This is a genomic window from Lysinibacillus sp. FSL K6-0102 (assembly GCF_038003545.1).
GTDB classification, from domain to species: Bacteria; Bacillota; Bacilli; order Bacillales_A; family Planococcaceae; genus Lysinibacillus; species Lysinibacillus capsici.
This window is the reverse complement of the sequence record NZ_JBBOPH010000001.1, coordinates 3,492,658-3,512,832: the sequence shown is the minus strand read 5'-3', so window position 1 is coordinate 3,512,832 and position 20,175 is coordinate 3,492,658. Positions and strand designations below refer to the sequence as shown.

The window sequence follows — 20,175 nt, the reverse complement described above, 5'->3', positions numbered from 1 at the left end:
ATGCTGAATTCTGGCTTTTGGCGATATCCAATTATCGAAACGGCAGGATATTTTAGTGTTGTAGTATTATGTTTAGTCGTCTCGATGGCATTGTTCGAAGTCGTTACGAAATATAAAAATTGGGAAGAAATTAAAAAAGGTAATGTCGCTGTGGCTCTTGCAACAGGTGGAAAAATACTAGGGATTTGTAATATCTTCCGCTTTTCCATTGCACGTCATAGCACATTAAGTGAAATGATCGGTTGGGGCCTTTTTGGCTTTACATTATTGATTGTAGCGTATTTCTTATTTGAATTTATGACACCTCGTTTTAACGTTGATCAAGAGATTGCCAATGATAATCGCTCAGTTGGTTTCATTTCCTTTACCATTTCAGTCGGTCTTTCGTTTGTAATTGGGGCAAGTATTGCATAGGAGTGTCATGACATGGAAAAATTAGCAAAAGTACTAATCGTTGTCTGTATTGCATTTTTGGCAGTAGGTGTCTACTATATGTTAACGATTTAAATAAAAAACGCATTCTCTTTATGAGGATGCGTTTTTTGTTAATTGTACATAGCATAAATTTCTACTACAACCTATTAACTTTCTTTCATATAACTCTATTAAAGGGTAGAAAAATTATTTTTATAATATAGGAATATGCTGATTATTTTTTTATGGAGTAACTCAATAATGAACGAGCATTCATAAGGTGTATTCAAATAAATCCCGATAAATACCAATCATATTAATGTTGTTAATTGCATAATAATTAATCGAAAATGCATTTATTTTCTATTTTCTGTTTGAAACTGTATTTCTTTTTCATTATAATAAATATAAGAATTGACAAAGTTTGGGACAAAGGGGAGAGGACGTATGACAGCAAAACCATGGCTAGCAAATTATCCTGAAGAAGTACCATCGTCTTTAACGTTTGAGGAAATTCCAGTGCAAGAGTTTTTGACACGTGCCTATAAAAAGAATCCATCCAAAGTAGCGATTCATTTTATGGGAAAGGATTTGACGTACACCGAGCTATATGAGTCAGCTTTAAGGTTCGCAAACTATTTACAAGCACTAGGTGTGGAAAAGGGAGATCGAGTAGCAATTATGCTGCCTAACACGCCACAAAGTGTAATCGCTTACTATGGTGCCATGTATGCAGGTGCTGTTGTAGTACAAACAAATCCACTTTATACTGAACGTGAGCTTCAATATCAAATGGCTGATTCAGGAGCAAAGGTTATTCTCGTAATGGATATTTTATATCCGAGAGTCATGAAAATTATGAAAGAGACAGCTCTTGAAAATGTCATTGTGACAGCTATTAAAGATTATTTACCATTCCCAAAAAATTTAGTCTATCCATTTATTCAAAAAAAGCAGTATGGCTTTAGTGTCAAGGTTGAACATAGCGGCCAAAATCATCTGTTTTCAGAAATAATGCGTTCAGCACCAATTAAGATAATTGACAATATGCCATTTGATTTTGAAGAAGACCTAGCACTCCTTCAATATACGGGTGGGACAACAGGTTTCCCAAAAGGCGTTATGCTGACCCATAAAAATTTAATTGCCAATACGACAATGTGTGATGCTTGGATGTATAAATGTGTTCATGGTGAAGAAACCATTATGGGCATTCTACCATTCTTCCACGTCTATGGCATGACAACTGTTATGCTTTTATCTGTATTTACTCAAAATAGAATGGTGCTTTTACCGAAGTTTGATGCTGAAACGGCATTAAAGACGATTGATAAACAAAAACCAACACTGTTCCCCGGCGCACCAACCTTATACATCGGCCTTTTAAATCACCCAGATATTGCGAATTATGATTTATCATCCATTAAGGCATGCCTAAGTGGCTCTGCTTCATTGCCAATTGAAGTGCAAGAGAAGTTTGAGGCAGTGACTGGTGGAAAGCTAGTAGAAGGATATGGGTTAACAGAAACCTCACCTGTAACACATGCTACGCCAATTTGGGGGAAGCGGGTGATTGGCTCGATTGGTTTACCTTGGCCAAATACAGAAGCGGTTATTTTACGTACAGGTGATACAGAAGAGCTACCTATTGGTGAAGTTGGTGAAATTGCTGTTAAAGGACCACAAGTAATGAAGGGCTACTGGAACCGTCCAGAGGATACAGCTGCGACATTTGCTGATGGTTGGTTTTTAACAGGTGATCTTGGTTATATGGATGAGCAAGGCTTCTTCTATGTAGTAGATCGTAAAAAAGATTTAATAATAGCAGGCGGCTTTAATATTTATCCACGTGAAGTAGAAGAAGTGTTATATGAACGTGAAGAGATCCAAGAGTGCGTAGTAGCAGGCATACCTGATCCGTATCGTGGTGAAACAGTTAAAGCTTATATTGTATTAAAAGAAGGATATTCGATTACTGAGGACGAATTAAATAAATATTGCCGTCAGCATCTAGCAGCTTTTAAAGTTCCGCGTTATTATGAATTTAGAGAAGAGCTGCCAAAAACAGCTGTAGGAAAAATTTTGCGTCGTACGTTAGTTGAAGAAGAAAAAACAAAATTAGCGAATAAAGAAGCGAAATAAATACGTGTGAAAGTATTGACAAGCAATGCTGTAAAATATAATATGAAAATATGAATGAATGACCATTCATATTTTCATATTTTTTTAGGTTTACACGTCATATCGACGTGCGCATGTTTTTTAGGTGGTGATATAAAAGTGAAACGAGATAAGCCAAAATATAAACAAATTATTGATGCAGCTGTCATCGTTATTGCGGAAAATGGGTATCACCAAGCGCAAGTATCGAAAATCGCCAAACAGGCAGGGGTGGCCGATGGAACAATCTATTTATATTTTAAAAATAAAGAAGATATATTAATTTCTGTCTTTAATGAAAAAATGGCTGTTTTTGTAGAGTCATTACAAGATATAATAGAAAAGGGGAGTACGTCTAAAGACAAACTTTCACGAATGATTGAAAATCATTTTAATGTTCTAGCGACAGATCGATACCTAGCAACTGTCACACAATTAGAGCTTCGCCAGTCAAACAAAGACTTACGATTAAAAATTAATTCCGTATTGCGCGAGTATTTACAGCTACTTGATCAAATTTTAATCGAGGGTATGCTTACAGGTGAGTTCAATCAGACGATGGATGTACGCTTGGCTCGACAAATGGTTTTTGGAACAATTGATGAAACTATTACGTCGTGGGTTATGAATGACTATCGATATGATTTGATGGAACAGGTTCCAAAGGTTCAGGCATTAATCCTGAACGGCATTAAAGCTTAAAAGGATGTGGAGAAATGGAATTTCTAAGTTGGAAAGTAGAAGATGGAGTAGCGATTATTACAATTGCACGTCCACCAGCAAATGCATTATCTCGCGGTATTATTGCAGAAGTTAACGCTGTGCTTGATGCTGTAGAACACGATGATGCTGTAAGAGTCCTTGTACTTCATGGTGAAGGCCGTTTCTTCTCTGCAGGGGCAGATATTAAAGAATTTATTGGGGTAGAATCTGGTGAGGAATTTACAAAGCTAGCTAGCAACGGGCAGCAGGTTTTTGAGCGTGTTGAATCGTTTTCTAAGCCTGTAATTGCAGCCATCCATGGTGCGGCATTAGGCGGAGGGCTTGAGTTAGCAATGAGCTGTCATATGCGATTTGTCACTGAATCAGCAAAATTAGGTTTACCTGAATTACAATTAGGGCTTATTCCTGGTTTTGGTGGTACACAGCGCTTACCACGCTATGTTGGAGTAGCAAAGGCTGCTGAAATGATGTTTACAAGTGAACCAATCTCTGGTAATGAAGCTGTTCAGTGGGGCTTAGCAAACCGTTCATTCTCAGACGAAGCATTGCTAGAAGAAACGTTAAAGATTGCTAAGAGCATTGCTAAGAAAAGCCCAATTGCTTTAAAAGCAGCTATTCAAACATTGCAATATGCAAAGCATGCATCATTCTATGAAGGCATTGAAGCAGAGGCTAAATCCTTTGGGACAGTATTTGTCACAGAAGATGCCAAAGAAGGAATTCAAGCATTCATTGAAAAGCGTGAGCCTGTGTTTACTGGCAAATAATTTTCCAAATGTCGATAGCAACGTTCAGTATGTTATCGGCGTTATCGAAACTGAAAATATATAATATTTATAAGTTTACTTAGAATTATAAAACGTTCCAGGAGGTATGGATATATGAACATTTTTGCATTAATTAAACGCACATTTGATACAGAAGAAAAAATCGTTGTGTCGGGTGGTAAAATCCAAGAGGACGGCGCAGAATTCATTATCAACCCTTATGATGAATATGCCATTGAAGAGGCAATCCAAGTTCGCGATGCTGCTGGTGGTAAGGTAACAGTCGTGACAATTGGTGGCGAGGATGCAGAGAAGCAATTACGTACAGCACTTGCTATGGGAGCAGACGAAGCAGTGCTTATTAATACAGAAGATGATTTAGATAAGCTGGACCAACATGCAGCAGCTTATCTACTAGCAGAATACTTAAAAGATAAAGATGCAGATTTAATTTTAACAGGAAATGTTGCGATTGATGGTGGTTCAGGGCAAGTTGGTCCACGTGTTGCTGATTTATTGGATATGAATTATGTAACTACGATTACAAAACTTGAAATTGACGGAACATCTGCGAAAATTGTTCGCGATATCGAAGGTGATTCAGAGGTAATTGAAACTTCTTTACCGTTATTAGTAACTGCTCAGCAAGGTTTAAATGAGCCTCGTTACCCATCTCTACCAGGTATTATGAAAGCGAAAAAGAAACCGCTTGCAGAGCTTGAGTTAGATGATTTAGATATCGATGAAGATGATGTAGAAGTGAAGATTGAAACCGTAGACATCTTCTTACCAGCTCAAAAAGCAGCAGGCCGTATTTTAGAAGGCGACCTTTCTGCCCAAGCAAAAGAACTGGTAAATCTACTTCACACGGAAGCAAAAGTTGTTTAATTATTTGATGTCAATCGAATCTTAAAGGGTAACGGAGGGAATATGCTATGTCAAAAAAAGTATTAGTATTAAGTGAAGTTCGTGAAGGAAGCTTACGTAATGTTTCTTTCGAAGCAATTGCAGCTGCAAAACAAATCGCTGATGGTGGCGAAGTTGTTGGGGTACTTTTAGGGGATGCTGTAGCAGGTTTAACAGGTCCATTATTTGAATATGGTGCTGATCGAGTAGTAACAGTGGAACACCCGCATTTAAAACAATATACATCTGATGGCTATAGTCAAGCACTATTAGCTATTATCGAGCAAGAACAACCAGCAGGTATTGTCTTTGGTCATACAGCAAATGGGAAAGATTTATCGCCAAAAATTGCAAGCAAATTGCAAGCAGGTCTAGTATCTGATGTCACTGCTATTGAAGGTGCAGGCGATGATGTGGTATTCATCCGACCAATTTACTCTGGTAAAGCCTTTGAAAAAGTAAAAGTTAAAGAAGGCGTTGTCTTAGCTTCTATTCGTCCTAATAACATTACACCTTTAGAAAAAGCAGAAGGTAAAACAGGTGATGTGTCTGCCATCTCTGTAGAGATTACAAATCTGCGCACAATTATTAAAGAAGTTGTTCGTAAATCTTCAGAAGGTGTAGATCTTTCAGAAGCGAAAGTAGTTGTTGCAGGTGGTCGTGGCGTGAAGTCAGAAGAAGGCTTCGAGCCATTAAAAGAGCTAGCTGATTTACTAGGCGGTGCAGTAGGTGCATCACGTGGTGCATGTGACGCTGAATACTGTGATTACTCGCTTCAAATCGGACAAACAGGTAAGGTTGTAACACCAGATCTTTATATTGCAGCAGGTATTTCGGGCGCGATTCAGCATTTAGCTGGAATGTCCAATTCAAAAGTCATTGTTGCTATCAATAAAGATCCTGAAGCAAATATTTTCAAAGTAGCGGATTATGGTATCGTAGGAGATTTATTTGAAGTTATTCCGCTTCTAATTGAAGAATTTAAAGCATTAAAAGTGAATGCATAATACAGATGCAGGAAGGGGTAACCCTTCCTGTTTTTTTATATTGCTTTCCATTTTAAAAAGTACTATTTGAAAATTATTGCAAAATAAAATATTGACATAATTAACGATAGACATTATAGTGATGGATACATTAATGATTTGAAACGCAAAGATTAGGAGTAGTAAAAGCTCGTTATTCGGTGAAGAGAGCTGCGGGTTGGTGCAACGCAGACCAATAAGACTTTGAACTTGCCTAGGAGTGGTAACACAAATAGAATTATCAGATTATTCTATTTGTTTGACGGTTAACCTTCGTTACAAGGTTTTTTAAGCTGGGTTCTCAAGAGCCAATTAGAGTGGTACCGCGGTTTGCTGATAGCATATCGTCTCTTCTTTCATTTGATGATGAAGGAATAGATGGTATGCTTTTTTGATATTTAGGAGGTAAGAAAGTGGAAAAAAACAAGCAACAATTAACAAGAACAATGACCTCGCGTCATATCACGATGATGGCGTTAGGTGGTGCCATTGGCGCGGGATTATTTAAAGGAAGTAGTGCAGCCATTGATATGGCAGGACCATCTGTGCTGATTGCGTATTTAATCGGCGGCATTATTTTATTATTTGTTATGCAAGGCTTAGCAGAAATGGCCGTGCGTAATAAAGAAGCAAGAACCTTTAGAGATTTAGTGCAATCCGTGTTAGGTAAATACCCTGCGTATTTCCTAGATTGGATCTACTGGAAAATGTGGGTTTTAAATATTGCAGCAGAGTCTGTCGTGGCTGCTATCTTTATTCAATATTGGTTACCAGAATATCCAATTTGGATACTAGCACTATCTGTTTCTGTGTTAGTAACAGCGATTAATTTATTATCCGTAAAAATCTTTGCAGAAACAGAATATTGGCTAGCATTAATCAAAATTACTGTTATTATTGTCTTTATCATTGCAGGACTTATTTTATTGCTTGTGACGTTTGGAAATCATAGTGCTGTTGGTTTTGCTAACTTAACGGAGCATGGTGGGTTTTTCCCTAATGGCTCGACGGGATTAATTGCTGCAATGCTTGTAGTTATCTACTCCTATGGTGGGACAGAAATCATCGGGATTACATTAGCTGAAACGAAAAATCCTGAAAAAGTAGTGCCAAAAGCTGTTCGCAGTACATTAGTACGTATTGTTACTTTTTACTTACTGCCATTCTTTATTATCGTAAGCTTGATTCCTTGGAATGAAGTAAATGGGGTTCCTGAAAGCCCGTTTGTCATGGTTTTTAAAATGGTTGGTATTCCAGGGGCAGACCATATTATGAACGCTGTTGTTTTACTTGCCATTATTTCATCAATGAATTCAGGACTGTATGGTTCATCACGCGTACTATATACACAGGCTGTAGATGGACGTGTGCCTAAAATCTTTGCTTATTTATCGAAACGAAAAGTACCAGTATATGCTATTTTAATGTGTACTTTAGCGATGTATTTAGGGGTCATTTTATCTTTATATGCGGGAAGCAAAACATTTGATTTTCTAATGGGATCACTTGGTTATACTGTGTTATTTATTTGGTTAATTATTGCGATTGCACATTTAAAATCACGTAAAAAACAAGCAGAGCACACAAGTGCCTATGAAGTAAAATGGTTCCCTTATACGACTTGGATAGCTATATTGGCGTTAAGTGCGATTCTCATCGGAATTATTTTCACCACATCTATTATTGTGACAGGCATTACGTTAGCTATTTACCTTTTTATTACGTTAACCTATGTATTGAAGGGTCGTTATCAAGTCAATTAATGACTGTGTATTGATTTTTCGACACAGATTTGCATAAAAAATACATTGTAGGCAGATTGTTCGCTCAAGTGAATTTATCCATGCTATACTACAAGCATAGTAAGTTTAAGGAGGATTTCAAATGGCAATTGTACATGCAACAGATGCTACGTTCCAGGACGATATTAAAGAAGGGTTAGTACTAGTAGACTTTTGGGCTGCTTGGTGCGGACCATGTAAAATGATTGGGCCAGTTCTTGAAGAAATGGACGCAGCAGGTAGTGCGGCTAAAATTGTAAAAGTTGACGTTGACAATAACCAAGGTACTGCAGCTCAGTATCAAATTATGTCAATCCCATCTTTACTATTATTTAAAGATGGAGAATTAGTTGACAAAACAGTAGGCTTCCAACCAAAAGAAGCTTTAGAAGCATTTATCGCAAAACATGCGTAATGAATGAAGTTCACAAAGCCGAGCCATCAATTGATGTGTTCGGCTTTTTTTCGTTATATAATAAAGAAAATAACTAACATTATTCTAATGAGGGGAATTTTTACTTAGGGGGGGCAGGTAGGTAATGAACGATTTAATAAAGCGAAAACTGGATATTTTACCAGATCAACCTGGCTGCTATTTGATGAAGGATCGACAAGGGACTATCATTTATGTCGGTAAAGCAAAAGTTCTAAAAAACCGTGTACGTTCTTATTTTACGGGAACACATGAAGGGAAAACGCAAAGGCTTGTAGGTGAAATAGAAGATTTTGAGTATATTGTAACGTCATCAAATATTGAAGCACTTATTTTAGAGCTGAATCTCATCAAATTACATGATCCAAAATATAATGTCATGTTAACGGATGATAAGACCTATCCATATTTAAAAATTACGAATGAAAAACATCCTCGTCTGATTACGACACGGAAGGTAAAAAAGGATAAGGCAAAATATTTTGGTCCTTATCCGAATGCCTATGCAGCAAGTGAAACGAAAAAGCTATTGGATCGATTGTATCCGCTGCGCAAATGTGTACAATTACCTTCCAAGGTTTGCTTGTACTATCACATGGGTCAATGCTTAGCACCTTGTGTGAAGGAAATTGATGGTCAGGTTTATCAAGAAATGATTGAGGATATGACGAAGTTTCTAAATGGTGGTGTGGAGGCAGTCAAAAAAGAGCTTGAAGTTAAAATGCTAGCAGCTGCAGAAAACCTAGAATTTGAGCGAGCGAAGGAATTCCGAGATCAAATTGCCCATATTGATACGGTTATGCAGAAACAAAAAATAGTTTCAAGTGATACAACAAATCGAGATGTATTTGGCTATGCTGTTGAAAAAGGATGGATGTGTGTTCAGGTTTTCTTTGTGCGTCAAGGAAAGCTGATTGAGCGCGATGTCTCAATTTTTCCCATCTATCAAGATGCAGAGGAAGAATTTTTAACATTTGTTGGGCGCTTTTATGAAAAGCCAGAGCATATTAAGCCAAAAGAAATTTTTATTCCACAAGCCATTGATGCAGCTATCTTAACAGAATTATTAGAAATTAAAGTGCTCACACCGAAAAGAGGTCAAAAGAAGGAATTGGTTGAATTAGCTACCAAAAATGCTGAAATTGCTGTGGCAGCTAAATTCCAGCTAATAGAGCGTCAGGAAGAACGTACGATTGGTGCTTGTGAGGCACTTGGTGAAGCAATGGGCATTAGTACACCTTTACGAATTGAAGCTTTTGATAATAGTCATATGCATGGAACGGATACAGTATCTGCTATGGTTGTTTTCATTGATGGGAAGCCTGCGAAAAAGGAGTACCGAAAATATAAAACGCGTACAGCAGCCAAGCATGATGATTACGGTGCAATGCAGGAGGTTATACGTCGTCGCTATATACGTGTTTTAAAGGAAGGACTACCATTACCAGATTTAGTCTTAATTGATGGTGGTAAGGGACAAATGGAAGTAGCCCGTGAAGTACTAGAAGATGAGCTTGGTCTTGTTATACCGATTGCTGGTTTAGCCAAGGATGATAAGCATAATACATCTCAGCTCTTGTTTGGTGATCCACCAGAAGTGATTAGCTTAAAACGTACAAGTGATGGCTTTTATTTATTACAACGAATTCAAGACGAAGTCCATCGCTTTGCTATTACCTTCTTGCGTCAACAGCATGAGAAGCATGCCATTCAATCTGTATTAGATCATATTGAAGGGGTAGGACCAAAACGAAAGCAACAGCTGCTTAAACATTTCGGTTCAGTCAAAAAAATTCGAGAGGCGAGCGAGCTAGCATTACAGGAGGCTGGGATGCCCGCTAATTTAGCAAGCCAAATTTTTAGCTATTTTCAGCAACAATCATTGTCAAAGGAATAGGCATGTGCTATGGTTATAAATAACATTGTTTTCAATGTTATGAAGAGTCAACTGCGTGACTAGTTTGTTTACGCAAAGGCTTAATGAATTGAATACATTCACTTTAAAGTGATGATAGAGGTGCAAGATTCAAGAGTAACACGATGGAGGATGGACAAGTCCAGAGATATTGTGTGAAAGGGGAGCTTGCCGAAGTACAGTATTGTTGTTCCATTGCTGTACTGGTTTTGCATTTAAGAAATGTAAGACTGTCGATTCTAAACGTTTCGGAGAGCTATCACACATGCGCAAGTTACGATTATTGTACATGTTATAGGCAGCTTTCACGTTATGTGGAGGCTGCCTTTTAGTTTTCTAGAAACGGTTTTACCCCCCATAATTTGGTGAAATACATGAACTGGAAGGGAGAACGAAAGAAATGGCTAAAATCGTGATGAAGTTTGGAGGAGCTGCATTAGCTTCTACTGAACAAATCCAAGAGGCTGCTAGGAAAGCGATTGCTGAAAAGGACAAAGGATTGGATGTAGTAGTGGTCGTTGCAGCAATGGGACACACTGCGAAAGAGATGAAAATGATGGTACACCAACTAACTGACGATGTGTCGAAAAGAGAATTAGATGCAGTTTTGTCAACTGGATCTCAATTATCTAGTGCTTTATTTACCATCGCTTTGCAGGAAGCAGGCTATGAGGCTGTGTCTCTAACTGGATGGCAAGCTGGTATACATACGGATGGTATGTATCGACATGCTCGTATCGACTATATAGATATTAGTCGTATGGAAGAACATTTTGCACAGGGACAAATTGTGGTTATTGCTGGAGAACAAGGGATTGACGAAGTGCACAATATCACCACGCTTGGAAAAGGTGGAGCTGAAACAGCTGCTGTTGCACTTGCCATAGCATTGGAAGCGGAGAGAGTAGATATGTATACAAATGTGGATGGTGTTTATACAGCAGATCCACGATATGTTCCCAATGCCCAAAAGCTTCAAGAAATTTCATATGATGAAATGTTGGAATTATCGAATTTAGGGTCTCATATCATACATCCTCGTGCGGTGGAGTTAGCGAAGAAATTTCAAATGCCTGTTATTATACGTTCAAGTTTAATAGAATCAGTAGGCACTTTATTGAAGGAGGAAGTGGAAATGGAAAAAAATTTAGTCGTTCGTGGTGTTGCATTTGAATCAGATATTATTCGTTTAACAGTAGGGTATGATGCTTTTTCCAATGCTTCATTAGCAGATATATTTACGGTTCTTGCAGAGAACCGTATTAATGTAGATATTATTGTCCAAGCCATTATTGATGGGTTGAAGCCAACTGTATCGTTTTCCATTTTAAAAGAGGAATTTGCGGAAGCATTACGTGTTTTAGAGGATAGTAAATTATCACTTGGATTTAGTTTTGCTGACTTCGAAATTGGACTAGCAAAAGTTTCTATTATTGGTTCAGGCATGGCTTCCAATCCAGGCGTTGCTGCTCGTATGTTTGATCGGTTACGTCGTGAAAATATCCCTGTAAAAATGGTTAGTACTTCTGAAATAAAAGTGTCCGTTGTTGTACCACAGGATGATATGATCCAAGCAGCTAATGCTCTCCATGATGAGTTTAATTTAGAGCAAGCACTTTACATATAATAATAGAAGAAACAGCATTTTATGTAATTGACCGAAATAAAAGGAAGAAAAAAGAAGGATTGTCATCCCATTCTTTAATGGGAAACAATCCTTTTTAATTATTCTGAGGGAATGGTATTCATAATACGTTCTTTAACGTCCCATTTGACTGTAAACATGACGTATTGTTGCTTTTCCCGTTTTTCATTATAGCATTCTGTCAGGTAGCCTTTAGCTAGTTGAATTTGCTCTGCTATAAATCCTGCTTCAAGTTTAAAGCTACGCTGCTTTATTTGAAGAATTTCAGGGTCATTTGTCAACTGGAAAATACGTCCATCTTTTGATTCCTTTATGAGTTCTAATGTACCCCAGCAGGCATCTGCGAAAAATGCGATAAGTTCATCTTGACTTTTACATGGGAACTTGCGAGCAAGCTCTTTACCTGCCCAATAAAGGACGTCATCTTCATGTTTACCGAGTATAGAAGATAGAATATGATCACGAATGATCTCATAGCCAAATGATGAGATTGTAGGAGATGGAGTGTTTAACATTGTTATCCTTCTTTCTTAGAATTTTCTTAAAATTTAACGGTAATAAAGTAATGATAGATTTTTCGAGAAAAAACGACGCATCATGTACTAGATTAGTTCTTTAATAAGCTCTATGAAAAACTCCGAGTTGCCTTGACGCTCGTAGCTCTTGAGAGTACAATAAACATGTCATAATATTGTACCATGATGAAATACACAGTCAATGAAGTATCATTTACAAAATGATGACTTCTTTTGTTGTGCTATTTTAAGTACTAAGGGGGGTAACAGTCTTGTCGAAAGATCGAGAGTTTTTATGGCGTCGCTTACATTCTCTACTTGGGATCATTCCAGTAGGTCTGTTTTTAACGATGCACCTGTTCATTAACTTTACAGCAACAGGCGGGGCAGAAAGTTACAACGATGCTACCGCAGTAATGGAAAAGATTCCATTCCTTATCCTAGTTGAATGGATTGTCATCTATATTCCATTAATGTTCCACGCATTCTATGGTGTCTACATTGCATTCACTGCTACACCAAACACAGGACGTTTCAGCACGTACCGTAACTGGATGTTCTCTTTACAACGTTTTACTGGTGTATTCTTAGTGATATTTATTGCATGGCATATTTTCCAAACTCGTATTCAAAAAGCACTTGGCACACACGTTGATTACGACATGATGGCGAATATTGTTGCTAATCCATTCATGCTTGGATTCTACATTGTTGGTATTTTATCAGCAACTTTCCACTTATCTAACGGTTTATGGGCATTCCTAGTAAGCTGGGGTATTACACAATCTCCTCAGTCTCAAAAGATCGCTACTTACGTAACAAACATTCTTTTCGTAATTCTAAGTGTAGTTGGTGTGGCTGCTATTTTAGCTTTCGTATAATTCAATAGAAGCTACGATAGAGCACATGCAATCATTGCAATTTTTTAAGAGGAGTGAGAAATAATCATGGCGAAAAGCAAAATAATTGTTGTCGGCGGTGGTCTTGCCGGTCTGATGGCAACGATTAAAGCAGCTGAAGTTGGTACTGAAGTTGATTTATTCTCATTAGTTCCTGTAAAACGCTCACACTCTGTTTGTGCGCAAGGCGGAATTAATGGTGCGGTAAATACTAAAGGTGAAGGGGATTCTCCATGGATCCACTTTGATGATACAGTTTATGGTGGGGACTTCCTAGCGAACCAACCACCAGTTAAAGGTATGTGTGATGCAGCACCTGGCATTATCCACTTAATGGACCGTATGGGTGTTATGTTCAACCGTACACCAGAAGGACTTTTAGATTTCCGTCGTTTTGGTGGTACTTTAATGCACCGTACAGCTTTCTCTGGTGCAACAACAGGTCAACAATTACTATATGCGCTAGATGAGCAAGTTCGTTCTCATGAAGTAGCTGGTTTAGTAAATAAATATGAACACTGGGAATTCCTTGGTGTTATTATCGATGAAGACGGCGTTTGTCGTGGTATCGTAGCGCAAGATATGCGTACAGAAGAAATTAAATCATTCCGTGCAGACGCTGTTATTATGGCGACTGGTGGCCCTGGTATTATCTTCGGTAAAACAACAAACTCTGTTATTAACACAGGTTCTGCTGCTTCTATCGTTTATCAACAAGGTGCTTCATATGCGAATGGTGAATTCATTCAAATTCACCCAACAGCGATTCCTGGAGATGACAAAAACCGTCTAATGTCAGAATCAGCTCGTGGTGAAGGTGGTCGTATTTGGACTTATAAAGACGGTAAACCTTGGTACTTCCTAGAAGAGAAATACCCAGCTTATGGTAACTTAGTACCACGTGATATTGCGACACGTGAAATTTTCGACGTTTGTGTAAACCAAAAACTTGGTATCAATGGCGAAAACATGGTATACCTAGATCTTTCACATAAAGATCCACATGAATTGGACGTTAAACTTGGTGGTATCATCGAAATCTACGAAAAATTCGTAGGGGATGACCCACGTAAATTACCAATGAAAATTTTCCCAGCAGTTCACTATTCAATGGGTGGATTATGGGTTGACTACAATCAAATGACTGAAATTCCTGGTCTATTTGCAGCAGGTGAATGTGATTACTCTCAACATGGTGCAAACCGTCTTGGTGCAAACTCATTATTATCTGCTATCTACGGTGGTATGGTTGCAGGACCAAACGCAGTAGACTATGTAAAACACCTTAAAAAGCATGCTGAAGATCTTCCACAAGAGATTTACGATGCTCGTGTAAAAGAGGAACAAGCGAAATGGGATGCTATCATGAAAATGGAAGGCACAGAAAACGCTTACTTACTGCATAAAGAGCTTGGTGAAATGATGACTGCTACAATGACTGTAGTACGTTACAATGATCAGCTTGAAGATACATTGAAAAAACTTGATGAGCTTACTGAGCGTTGGAACAACATCAACATCAATGATACGCAAAAATGGAGCAATCAAGGCGCACACTTTACACGTCAGCTTAAAAATATGTTAGTGCTTGCAAAAGTAATGACAAAAGGTGCACTATTACGTAATGAATCTCGTGGTGCACACTATAAACCTGATTTCCCTAACCGTGATGATGAGAACTTCTTAAAAACAACAATGGCGAAGTTTGACCCAGCTACTGGTAATCCAATCATCACGTACCAAGAAGTCGACGTTTCATTAATCCCACCACGTAAACGCGACTACTCTGCGAAAGGAGACTAAAAGTTATGCAAATCGCAGCTAATACTGGAAGAATGGTCAAAGTGGAAATCTTACGTCAAGATACACAAGGCGGCAATAGCTACTGGCAAAAATTCCAAGTGCCTTACCGTCATGGTATGAACGTAATTTCAATTTTAATGGAAATTCAAAAAAATCCTGTTACTGAAGATGGTGTAAACACATCACCAGTATCATGGGATATGAACTGTTTAGAAGAAGTTTGTGGTGCATGTTCAATGGTGATCAATGGCCGTCCACGTCAATCATGTTCTACACTAGTAGACCAATTGACAGAGCCGATTAAATTGGAGCCAATGAAAACATTCCCTGTTATTCGTGACCTACAAGTTGACCGTGAACGTATGTTCAACGCGCTTAAAAAAGTTAAAGCATGGGTACCAATCGATGGTACGTATGATTTAGGTGAAGGTCCACGTATGCCAGAAGGTAAACGTCAATGGGCTTATGAACTATCTAAATGTATGACTTGTGGTGTATGTATGGAAGCATGTCCAAACGTGTCTGAAAAAGCTTCATTCATCGGACCAGCTCCATTATCACAAGTACGTCTTTTCAACACTCACCCAACTGGTGCTATGATTAAAGATGAACGTTTAAATGCGATTATGGGTGATGGTGGCCTTGCAAACTGTGGTAACTCTCAAAACTGTGTTGCTGCATGTCCAAAAGGTATTCCTTTAACAACATCCATCGCTTCATTAAACCGTGCAACTACAGTGCAAATGTTCCGTAACTTCTTCGGTTCTGACCACTACGTAGACTAATATACGGACAAGCTGAACTCCCTTACACGAAGTGTAAGGGAGTTTTTTATAGTTATAGAAATGAAATTTATCAAGTTGTTTATTTACATTTTTTCTATGATAATATAGCATTTTCTTTTATAATGAATATGTATTCATTTTGTTTGCCGTTGATTGATAAAAGACGTGCAATTACATGACAGGGGATGGTATATCATGAAGGCAAATTATATCGATAATTTTCAAGAGTGGGAAAAGGGTTTTTCATTTTTTAGCGAGGTACGAGTGCGATTTTCAGAAACAGACATGTATGGTCATATGAACAATACGATTAGCTTTACATATTTTGAGCAAGCAAGAATTGATTACTTCAGACATTTAGGAATTTTAATGCCCCCAGTTGGAGAAGAGAATGTGAAATCTATACCTATTGTAGCCGATTTACAATGCGATTATGTAAAGCAGGTATTCTTTGATGACGTACTACGAATCTATACAAAAATCGCGCAAGTTGGGAATTCGTCGATGGACATTCACTATCTAGCAAAAAATCAAAAGGACGAAATCTGTTTCACTGGTCGTGGGACAATTGTACAAATGGATCCTCGTACAGGTAAAAGTGTGCCGATTTCAGAGGAAGAAAAAACGAAATTCATTCAGTTGGCCATTCTGCCTCACTAGTTCAACATATAAGTATATGTGAATTTATTGAAATAGTAGGTTTTGCTTTTTACGTAAAATTTATGAATGTAACAATGTAATTTTCGAAATTTTTAAGGAAACATGGAATAATCATGCAAATAGCCGTCACCGCTTCCTGCCCCTTAACATAAGTTACAATACGTGCGGGGGAGGAGGGTGTAACTGAATGAATGGCTCTCATCATCGTTCTCTTTTAACAAACCGAGAACGTGAAATATTTGCGCTTTTATTAGCTGAAAAAACAACGAGAGATATTGCAGAGCAGCTTGGTATTAGTGAAAAAACAGTGCGAAATCACATTTCCAATACAATTCAAAAGCTAGGTGTAACGAATCGATCTCAGGCGTTAATTGAGCTGTTACGCTTGGAAGAATTTAAATTAGACTAATGGACACTTGCTATTTCGTGAAAAAAACGACAAAATAGAACTATTCAACGTATTTTTAGGAGTGAAATAGTTATATGTCGGATGAAGTAACAAAGCACTCACCTGAAACCGTTGCAACGGTTGAAAAGGAATTACGCTATATAGCGGCCATCGTGAAGCAAAAGGGAAGAGAAATTGTTTCCGATTATGCGATTACGCCGCCACAATTTGTTGCATTACAGTGGTTAGAAGAGCTTGGTGATATTACAATTGGCGAATTATCAAACCGTTTATATTTAGCTTTTAGCACGACAACAGATTTAGTGGACCGAATGGAGAAAAATGAATTAGTCAAGCGTGTGCGTGATGAAAATGATCGCCGTGTCGTTGTCGTTCATCTTCTCGAAAAGGGCGAACGTATCATTCAAGAAGTAATTGAAAAAAGACAGCAATATTTGCAAGAGATGCTTGTTGGTTTTAATGAACAAGAAGTCGCGCAATTATCAAGCTATTTAGAAAAACTACATGTACACATGAAACAGGATTGAGGCGGAAAGTATGAATGCCCCGATAGGCGTTATTGACTCAGGAGTAGGCGGTTTAACCGTAGCAAAAGAAATCATGAAGCGATTGCCAAACGAAACGATTTATTATATTGGCGATACAGCAAGGTGTCCGTATGGTCCAAGAAGTCGTCAGGAAGTACGGAATTTTACTTGGCAAATGGCAAAAGCACTCGAAAAAATGAATGTTAAGATGCTCGTTATAGCTTGTAATACAGCGACTGCAGTAGCACTCGAAAGTTTACAAAGAAATATGCCTTTTCCAGTACTAGGTGTTATCAATGCTGGCGCACGTGCAGCTGTAAAAAAAACGAAGCGACATGAAGTCGTTGTGCTTGCAACAGAAGGAACAATTAAAAGTGGGGCGTATGAAGAAGCCTTATTGTCACTCAATACGTCAACACATATTATTCCACTAGCTTGTCCCACATTCGTACCACTTGTAGAAAGTGGCGAATATAAAGGTGACTTTGCAAATAATTTAATAGCAGAAGGCTTAAAGCCGTTGAAAAATCGACAATTTGATACGGTTATTTTAGGGTGTACACATTATCCTATTTTACAAAAACAAATTGAAGCTGTTGTCGGAGAAGATGTGAATGTTTTATCTTCTGCGGAGGAAACAGCAAAGGATGTACAGGAAATGTTAGCGTATAATGGCACTTTAGCAAATGCAAATGCGGTGCCTGCTCATAGATTTTTTGCAACTGGTTCTGTCCCAATTTTCCGTTCGATTGCTGAGAATTGGTTAGAGCAAGGTACTCTCGACATAAAACGTATCACATTAAAATAAAAAATCAGCTTAGCAACAGGCTAGGCTGATTTTTGCCGTTTTCAGCATTGTACATAAGCCACCGAGTACTTTTTTGATGGCACAAATTATGATAAGATGAGGGCGCGAAAGTTTTTAGGAGGAACGAAATATATGACAAGATATGATGGTAGAAATGCAGATGGGCTACGACCTGTGAAAATAGATAGTGAGTATCTATTACACCCTGAAGGCTCCGTATTAATTCAAGTAGGCAAAACAAAAGTAATTTGCACCGCAACGATTGAAGACAAGGTACCTGGTTTTCTACGTGGGCAAGGAAAAGGGTGGATTACAGCCGAGTATTCCATGTTGCCTCGTGCAACCGCTCAACGGACACCACGTGAATCCTCTCGTGGGAAAGTCAATGGTCGTACAATGGAGATTCAGCGCTTGATTGGGCGTGCATTGCGTGCTGTAGTCGATTTAGAAGCGCTAGGCGAACGTACTGTATGGATTGACTGTGATGTCATTCAAGCGGATGGAGGTACTCGTACAGCATCCATTACGGGAGCATTTGTTGCCATGACACAGGCCATTGCTAAATTTGCTGAAGAAAAGCCATTTGAAAAATTCCCAGTAATAGACTTTTTAGCAGCTACAAGTGTTGGGATCGTTGAAGAACAAGGCGCTATTCTTGATTTAAATTATGTAGAAGATGTGGCTGCAGCTGTTGATATGAACATTGTGATGACAGGCGCAGGACGATTTGTTGAATTACAAGGTACTGGTGAGGAAGCTACTTTTTCTCGTGAAGAACTAAATGAATTGTTAGCATTAGGTGAAAAAGGCATACAACAATTAGTTGAGCTTCAAAAAATAACGCTTGGTGAACTGGCACACAAAGTTGGAGGGAATCAATAATATGAAACAAGTAGTCATCGCCACAAAAAATAAAGGAAAAGCAAAAGATTTTGAAGCATTATTTGGACCACTTGGTTATGAAGTCGTAACAATGTTTGAAGTGGCACCGGATATGGAAATAGAAGAAACAGGAACAACATTCGAAGAAAATGCCATCTTAAAAGCAGAAGCATTGGCGAAGGAGCTTAATACCATTGTTATTGCAGATGACAGTGGTTTAGCAGTAGATGCATTAAATGGTGAGCCAGGTGTGTACTCCGCTCGCTATGCAAGTGACCATGACGATGAAGCAAACATGATTAAACTGTTAGAAAATTTACAAGGTGTCGAAGATGACAAACGTACAGCACGTTTTTGCTGCTGTATTGCAATTGCAGGACCTGATTTCGCAACCACAACGGTATTTGGTACATGTGAAGGCGTCATTGCCCATGAAAAGCGTGGAACGAATGGCTTTGGCTATGATCCAATCTTTTTTGTGCCAAGCTTAAATCGAATGATGGCTGAGCTTTCACCAGAGGAAAAGGGTTCTATTTCTCACCGAGGCAATGCAATTCGCAAGTTAAAGGAGCAATTACCGAATCTTATCAAATAAGAGGTGATATCCATGAAAATGCTTGTTATGAGCGATACACATGGTGACAGCCATGTCATCGAAAAGGTTAAAGGTTTTTATCCTGAAATAGATATTGTGGTTCATTGTGGAGATAGTGAACTTCCCTATTCACATGAGGCATTAGAAGGATTGAAAAAAGTACGTGGAAACTGTGATCGTGAGAAAGCTTTCCCTGAAGAAGAAATGTTCACGGTCCATGATGTAAAGATTTTTGTGACACACGGTCATTTATTCAATGTGAAAAATTCCATCTTATCATTATCCTATCGTGCTAAAGAAGTAGGTGCACAGATTGTTTGCTTTGGTCATTCACATATTCTTGGTGCCGAAATGATGGATGATATCCTATTTTTAAATCCAGGCAGCTTATTAAAACCACGTGGTCGTAAAGAGAAAAGCTTTGCTGTTGTGGAAATCAATGCGACATCTTTTAAAGTTGATTGCATGACAGATGATAATCAATGTATGGCTACATATACATTTGATCGACAATAATAGAGAA

General features: G+C 38.3%; 21 protein-coding genes, 1 riboswitch and 1 other annotated feature. Of the genes, 20 read left to right on the top strand and 1 reads right to left on the bottom strand.

Annotated elements, in window-relative coordinates; translation table 11 throughout:
- From NYE73_RS17855 to NYE73_RS17810, 10 genes are all read left to right on the top strand, one after another.
- Complete coding sequence (locus tag NYE73_RS17855) at positions 1 to 414, top strand: DUF350 domain-containing protein (protein WP_008179180.1); 414 nt, start codon at positions 1 to 3, stop codon at positions 412 to 414.
- 447 nt (positions 415 to 861) lie between these two features.
- Positions 862 to 2,556: an AMP-binding protein gene (locus NYE73_RS17850; protein WP_048393666.1), complete on the top strand. Its 1,695-nt coding sequence runs from the start codon at positions 862 to 864 to the stop codon at positions 2,554 to 2,556.
- A 138-nt stretch (positions 2,557 to 2,694) separates the two neighbouring features.
- Complete coding sequence (locus NYE73_RS17845; RefSeq protein WP_054549980.1) at positions 2,695 to 3,276, top strand: TetR/AcrR family transcriptional regulator; 582 nt, start codon at positions 2,695 to 2,697, stop codon at positions 3,274 to 3,276.
- Positions 3,277 to 3,290: 14 nt separating this feature from the next.
- Positions 3,291 to 4,064 carry an enoyl-CoA hydratase gene (locus tag NYE73_RS17840; protein ID WP_004226413.1) on the top strand — a complete coding sequence of 258 codons (774 nt, stop codon included), beginning with the start codon at positions 3,291 to 3,293 and terminating at the stop codon, positions 4,062 to 4,064.
- Positions 4,065 to 4,178: 114 nt separating this feature from the next.
- The gene (locus NYE73_RS17835) at positions 4,179 to 4,952 is read left to right on the top strand and encodes an electron transfer flavoprotein subunit beta/FixA family protein (protein WP_259948387.1); all 774 of its coding nucleotides are present in this window, start codon (positions 4,179 to 4,181) and stop codon (positions 4,950 to 4,952) included.
- Positions 4,953 to 4,999: 47 nt separating this feature from the next.
- On the top strand, positions 5,000 to 5,977 hold the full coding sequence (locus tag NYE73_RS17830; RefSeq protein WP_048393670.1) for an electron transfer flavoprotein subunit alpha/FixB family protein: 978 nt from the start codon (positions 5,000 to 5,002) through the stop codon (positions 5,975 to 5,977).
- A gap of 139 nt (positions 5,978 to 6,116) precedes the next feature.
- Positions 6,117 to 6,350, top strand: a binding site (T-box leader).
- Between the two features lie 91 nt (positions 6,351 to 6,441).
- Complete coding sequence (locus NYE73_RS17825) at positions 6,442 to 7,758, top strand: amino acid permease (protein ID WP_284705897.1); 1,317 nt, start codon at positions 6,442 to 6,444, stop codon at positions 7,756 to 7,758.
- A 121-nt stretch (positions 7,759 to 7,879) separates the two neighbouring features.
- Entirely contained in the window at positions 7,880 to 8,191 is a 312-nt protein-coding gene (trxA, locus tag NYE73_RS17820; RefSeq protein WP_004226420.1) for a thioredoxin, read from the top strand.
- A 124-nt stretch (positions 8,192 to 8,315) separates the two neighbouring features.
- Positions 8,316 to 10,106 (top strand): excinuclease ABC subunit UvrC, encoded by a 1,791-nt coding sequence (gene uvrC, locus NYE73_RS17815; protein WP_259948383.1) that lies wholly within the window; start codon positions 8,316 to 8,318, stop codon positions 10,104 to 10,106.
- 107 nt (positions 10,107 to 10,213) lie between these two features.
- A riboswitch (Lysine riboswitch) is annotated at positions 10,214 to 10,391 on the top strand.
- 133 nt (positions 10,392 to 10,524) lie between these two features.
- Entirely contained in the window at positions 10,525 to 11,751 is a 1,227-nt protein-coding gene (locus NYE73_RS17810) for an aspartate kinase (RefSeq protein WP_066037528.1), read from the top strand.
- 98 nt (positions 11,752 to 11,849) lie between these two features.
- Here NYE73_RS17810 and NYE73_RS17805 read toward each other — a convergent pair whose 3' ends face one another.
- The gene (locus NYE73_RS17805) at positions 11,850 to 12,284 is read right to left on the bottom strand and encodes a YslB family protein (RefSeq protein ID WP_048393678.1); all 435 of its coding nucleotides are present in this window, start codon (positions 12,282 to 12,284) and stop codon (positions 11,850 to 11,852) included.
- A gap of 272 nt (positions 12,285 to 12,556) precedes the next feature.
- Between NYE73_RS17805 and NYE73_RS17800 the strand changes: the two genes are divergently transcribed.
- The 10 genes from NYE73_RS17800 to NYE73_RS17755 all read left to right on the top strand — a co-directional run bounded on the left by NYE73_RS17800 (position 12,557) and on the right by NYE73_RS17755 (position 20,168).
- A complete protein-coding gene (locus NYE73_RS17800) occupies positions 12,557 to 13,165 on the top strand; it encodes a succinate dehydrogenase cytochrome b558 subunit (protein WP_004226428.1) in 609 nt (202 codons plus the stop codon).
- Positions 13,166 to 13,231: 66 nt separating this feature from the next.
- Complete coding sequence (gene sdhA, locus NYE73_RS17795; protein WP_004226429.1) at positions 13,232 to 14,986, top strand: succinate dehydrogenase flavoprotein subunit; 1,755 nt, start codon at positions 13,232 to 13,234, stop codon at positions 14,984 to 14,986.
- Between the two features lie 5 nt (positions 14,987 to 14,991).
- Positions 14,992 to 15,771 (top strand): succinate dehydrogenase iron-sulfur subunit, encoded by a 780-nt coding sequence (sdhB, locus tag NYE73_RS17790; RefSeq protein WP_004226431.1) that lies wholly within the window; start codon positions 14,992 to 14,994, stop codon positions 15,769 to 15,771.
- Between the two features lie 195 nt (positions 15,772 to 15,966).
- Complete coding sequence (locus tag NYE73_RS17785) at positions 15,967 to 16,431, top strand: acyl-CoA thioesterase (protein WP_066037526.1); 465 nt, start codon at positions 15,967 to 15,969, stop codon at positions 16,429 to 16,431.
- 187 nt (positions 16,432 to 16,618) lie between these two features.
- Positions 16,619 to 16,840, top strand: coding sequence for a helix-turn-helix domain-containing protein (locus tag NYE73_RS17780; RefSeq protein ID WP_004226437.1), 222 nt, complete (start codon positions 16,619 to 16,621; stop codon positions 16,838 to 16,840).
- Positions 16,841 to 16,914: 74 nt separating this feature from the next.
- Positions 16,915 to 17,367, top strand: coding sequence for a MarR family winged helix-turn-helix transcriptional regulator (locus NYE73_RS17775; RefSeq protein WP_016991542.1), 453 nt, complete (start codon positions 16,915 to 16,917; stop codon positions 17,365 to 17,367).
- 10 nt (positions 17,368 to 17,377) lie between these two features.
- Entirely contained in the window at positions 17,378 to 18,175 is a 798-nt protein-coding gene (racE, locus tag NYE73_RS17770; protein WP_004226440.1) for a glutamate racemase, read from the top strand.
- A 132-nt stretch (positions 18,176 to 18,307) separates the two neighbouring features.
- On the top strand, positions 18,308 to 19,057 hold the full coding sequence (rph, locus tag NYE73_RS17765) for a ribonuclease PH (protein WP_259948373.1): 750 nt from the start codon (positions 18,308 to 18,310) through the stop codon (positions 19,055 to 19,057).
- Between the two features lies 1 nt (position 19,058).
- Positions 19,059 to 19,652: an XTP/dITP diphosphatase gene (locus NYE73_RS17760; RefSeq protein ID WP_066037524.1), complete on the top strand. Its 594-nt coding sequence runs from the start codon at positions 19,059 to 19,061 to the stop codon at positions 19,650 to 19,652.
- 12 nt (positions 19,653 to 19,664) lie between these two features.
- Positions 19,665 to 20,168, top strand: a complete 504-nt coding sequence (locus NYE73_RS17755; protein ID WP_066037523.1) for a metallophosphoesterase — start codon at positions 19,665 to 19,667, stop codon at positions 20,166 to 20,168.
- The last annotated feature ends 7 nt before the right edge of the window (positions 20,169 to 20,175 follow it).

Excerpts from the sequence above, each read along its gene's own strand:
- NYE73_RS17855 (WP_008179180.1), top strand. The coding sequence starts at position 1 with ATGCTGAATTCTGGCTTTTGGCGATATCCAATTATCGAAACGGCAGGA.
- NYE73_RS17850 (WP_048393666.1), top strand. The coding sequence starts at position 862 with ATGACAGCAAAACCATGGCTAGCAAATTATCCTGAAGAAGTACCATCG.
- NYE73_RS17840 (WP_004226413.1), top strand. The coding sequence starts at position 3,291 with ATGGAATTTCTAAGTTGGAAAGTAGAAGATGGAGTAGCGATTATTACA.
- NYE73_RS17835 (WP_259948387.1), top strand. The coding sequence starts at position 4,179 with ATGAACATTTTTGCATTAATTAAACGCACATTTGATACAGAAGAAAAA.
- NYE73_RS17830 (WP_048393670.1), top strand. The coding sequence starts at position 5,000 with ATGTCAAAAAAAGTATTAGTATTAAGTGAAGTTCGTGAAGGAAGCTTA.
- NYE73_RS17825 (WP_284705897.1), top strand. The coding sequence starts at position 6,442 with ATGACCTCGCGTCATATCACGATGATGGCGTTAGGTGGTGCCATTGGC.
- trxA (WP_004226420.1), top strand. The coding sequence starts at position 7,880 with ATGGCAATTGTACATGCAACAGATGCTACGTTCCAGGACGATATTAAA.
- uvrC (WP_259948383.1), top strand. The coding sequence starts at position 8,316 with ATGAACGATTTAATAAAGCGAAAACTGGATATTTTACCAGATCAACCT.
- NYE73_RS17810 (WP_066037528.1), top strand. The coding sequence starts at position 10,525 with ATGGCTAAAATCGTGATGAAGTTTGGAGGAGCTGCATTAGCTTCTACT.
- NYE73_RS17805 (WP_048393678.1), bottom strand. The coding sequence starts at position 12,284 with ATGTTAAACACTCCATCTCCTACAATCTCATCATTTGGCTATGAGATC.
- sdhA (WP_004226429.1), top strand. The coding sequence starts at position 13,232 with ATGGCGAAAAGCAAAATAATTGTTGTCGGCGGTGGTCTTGCCGGTCTG.
- sdhB (WP_004226431.1), top strand. The coding sequence starts at position 14,992 with ATGCAAATCGCAGCTAATACTGGAAGAATGGTCAAAGTGGAAATCTTA.
- NYE73_RS17785 (WP_066037526.1), top strand. The coding sequence starts at position 15,967 with ATGAAGGCAAATTATATCGATAATTTTCAAGAGTGGGAAAAGGGTTTT.
- NYE73_RS17780 (WP_004226437.1), top strand. The coding sequence starts at position 16,619 with ATGAATGGCTCTCATCATCGTTCTCTTTTAACAAACCGAGAACGTGAA.
- NYE73_RS17775 (WP_016991542.1), top strand. The coding sequence starts at position 16,915 with ATGTCGGATGAAGTAACAAAGCACTCACCTGAAACCGTTGCAACGGTT.
- racE (WP_004226440.1), top strand. The coding sequence starts at position 17,378 with ATGAATGCCCCGATAGGCGTTATTGACTCAGGAGTAGGCGGTTTAACC.
- rph (WP_259948373.1), top strand. The coding sequence starts at position 18,308 with ATGACAAGATATGATGGTAGAAATGCAGATGGGCTACGACCTGTGAAA.
- NYE73_RS17760 (WP_066037524.1), top strand. The coding sequence starts at position 19,059 with ATGAAACAAGTAGTCATCGCCACAAAAAATAAAGGAAAAGCAAAAGAT.
- NYE73_RS17755 (WP_066037523.1), top strand. The coding sequence starts at position 19,665 with ATGAAAATGCTTGTTATGAGCGATACACATGGTGACAGCCATGTCATC.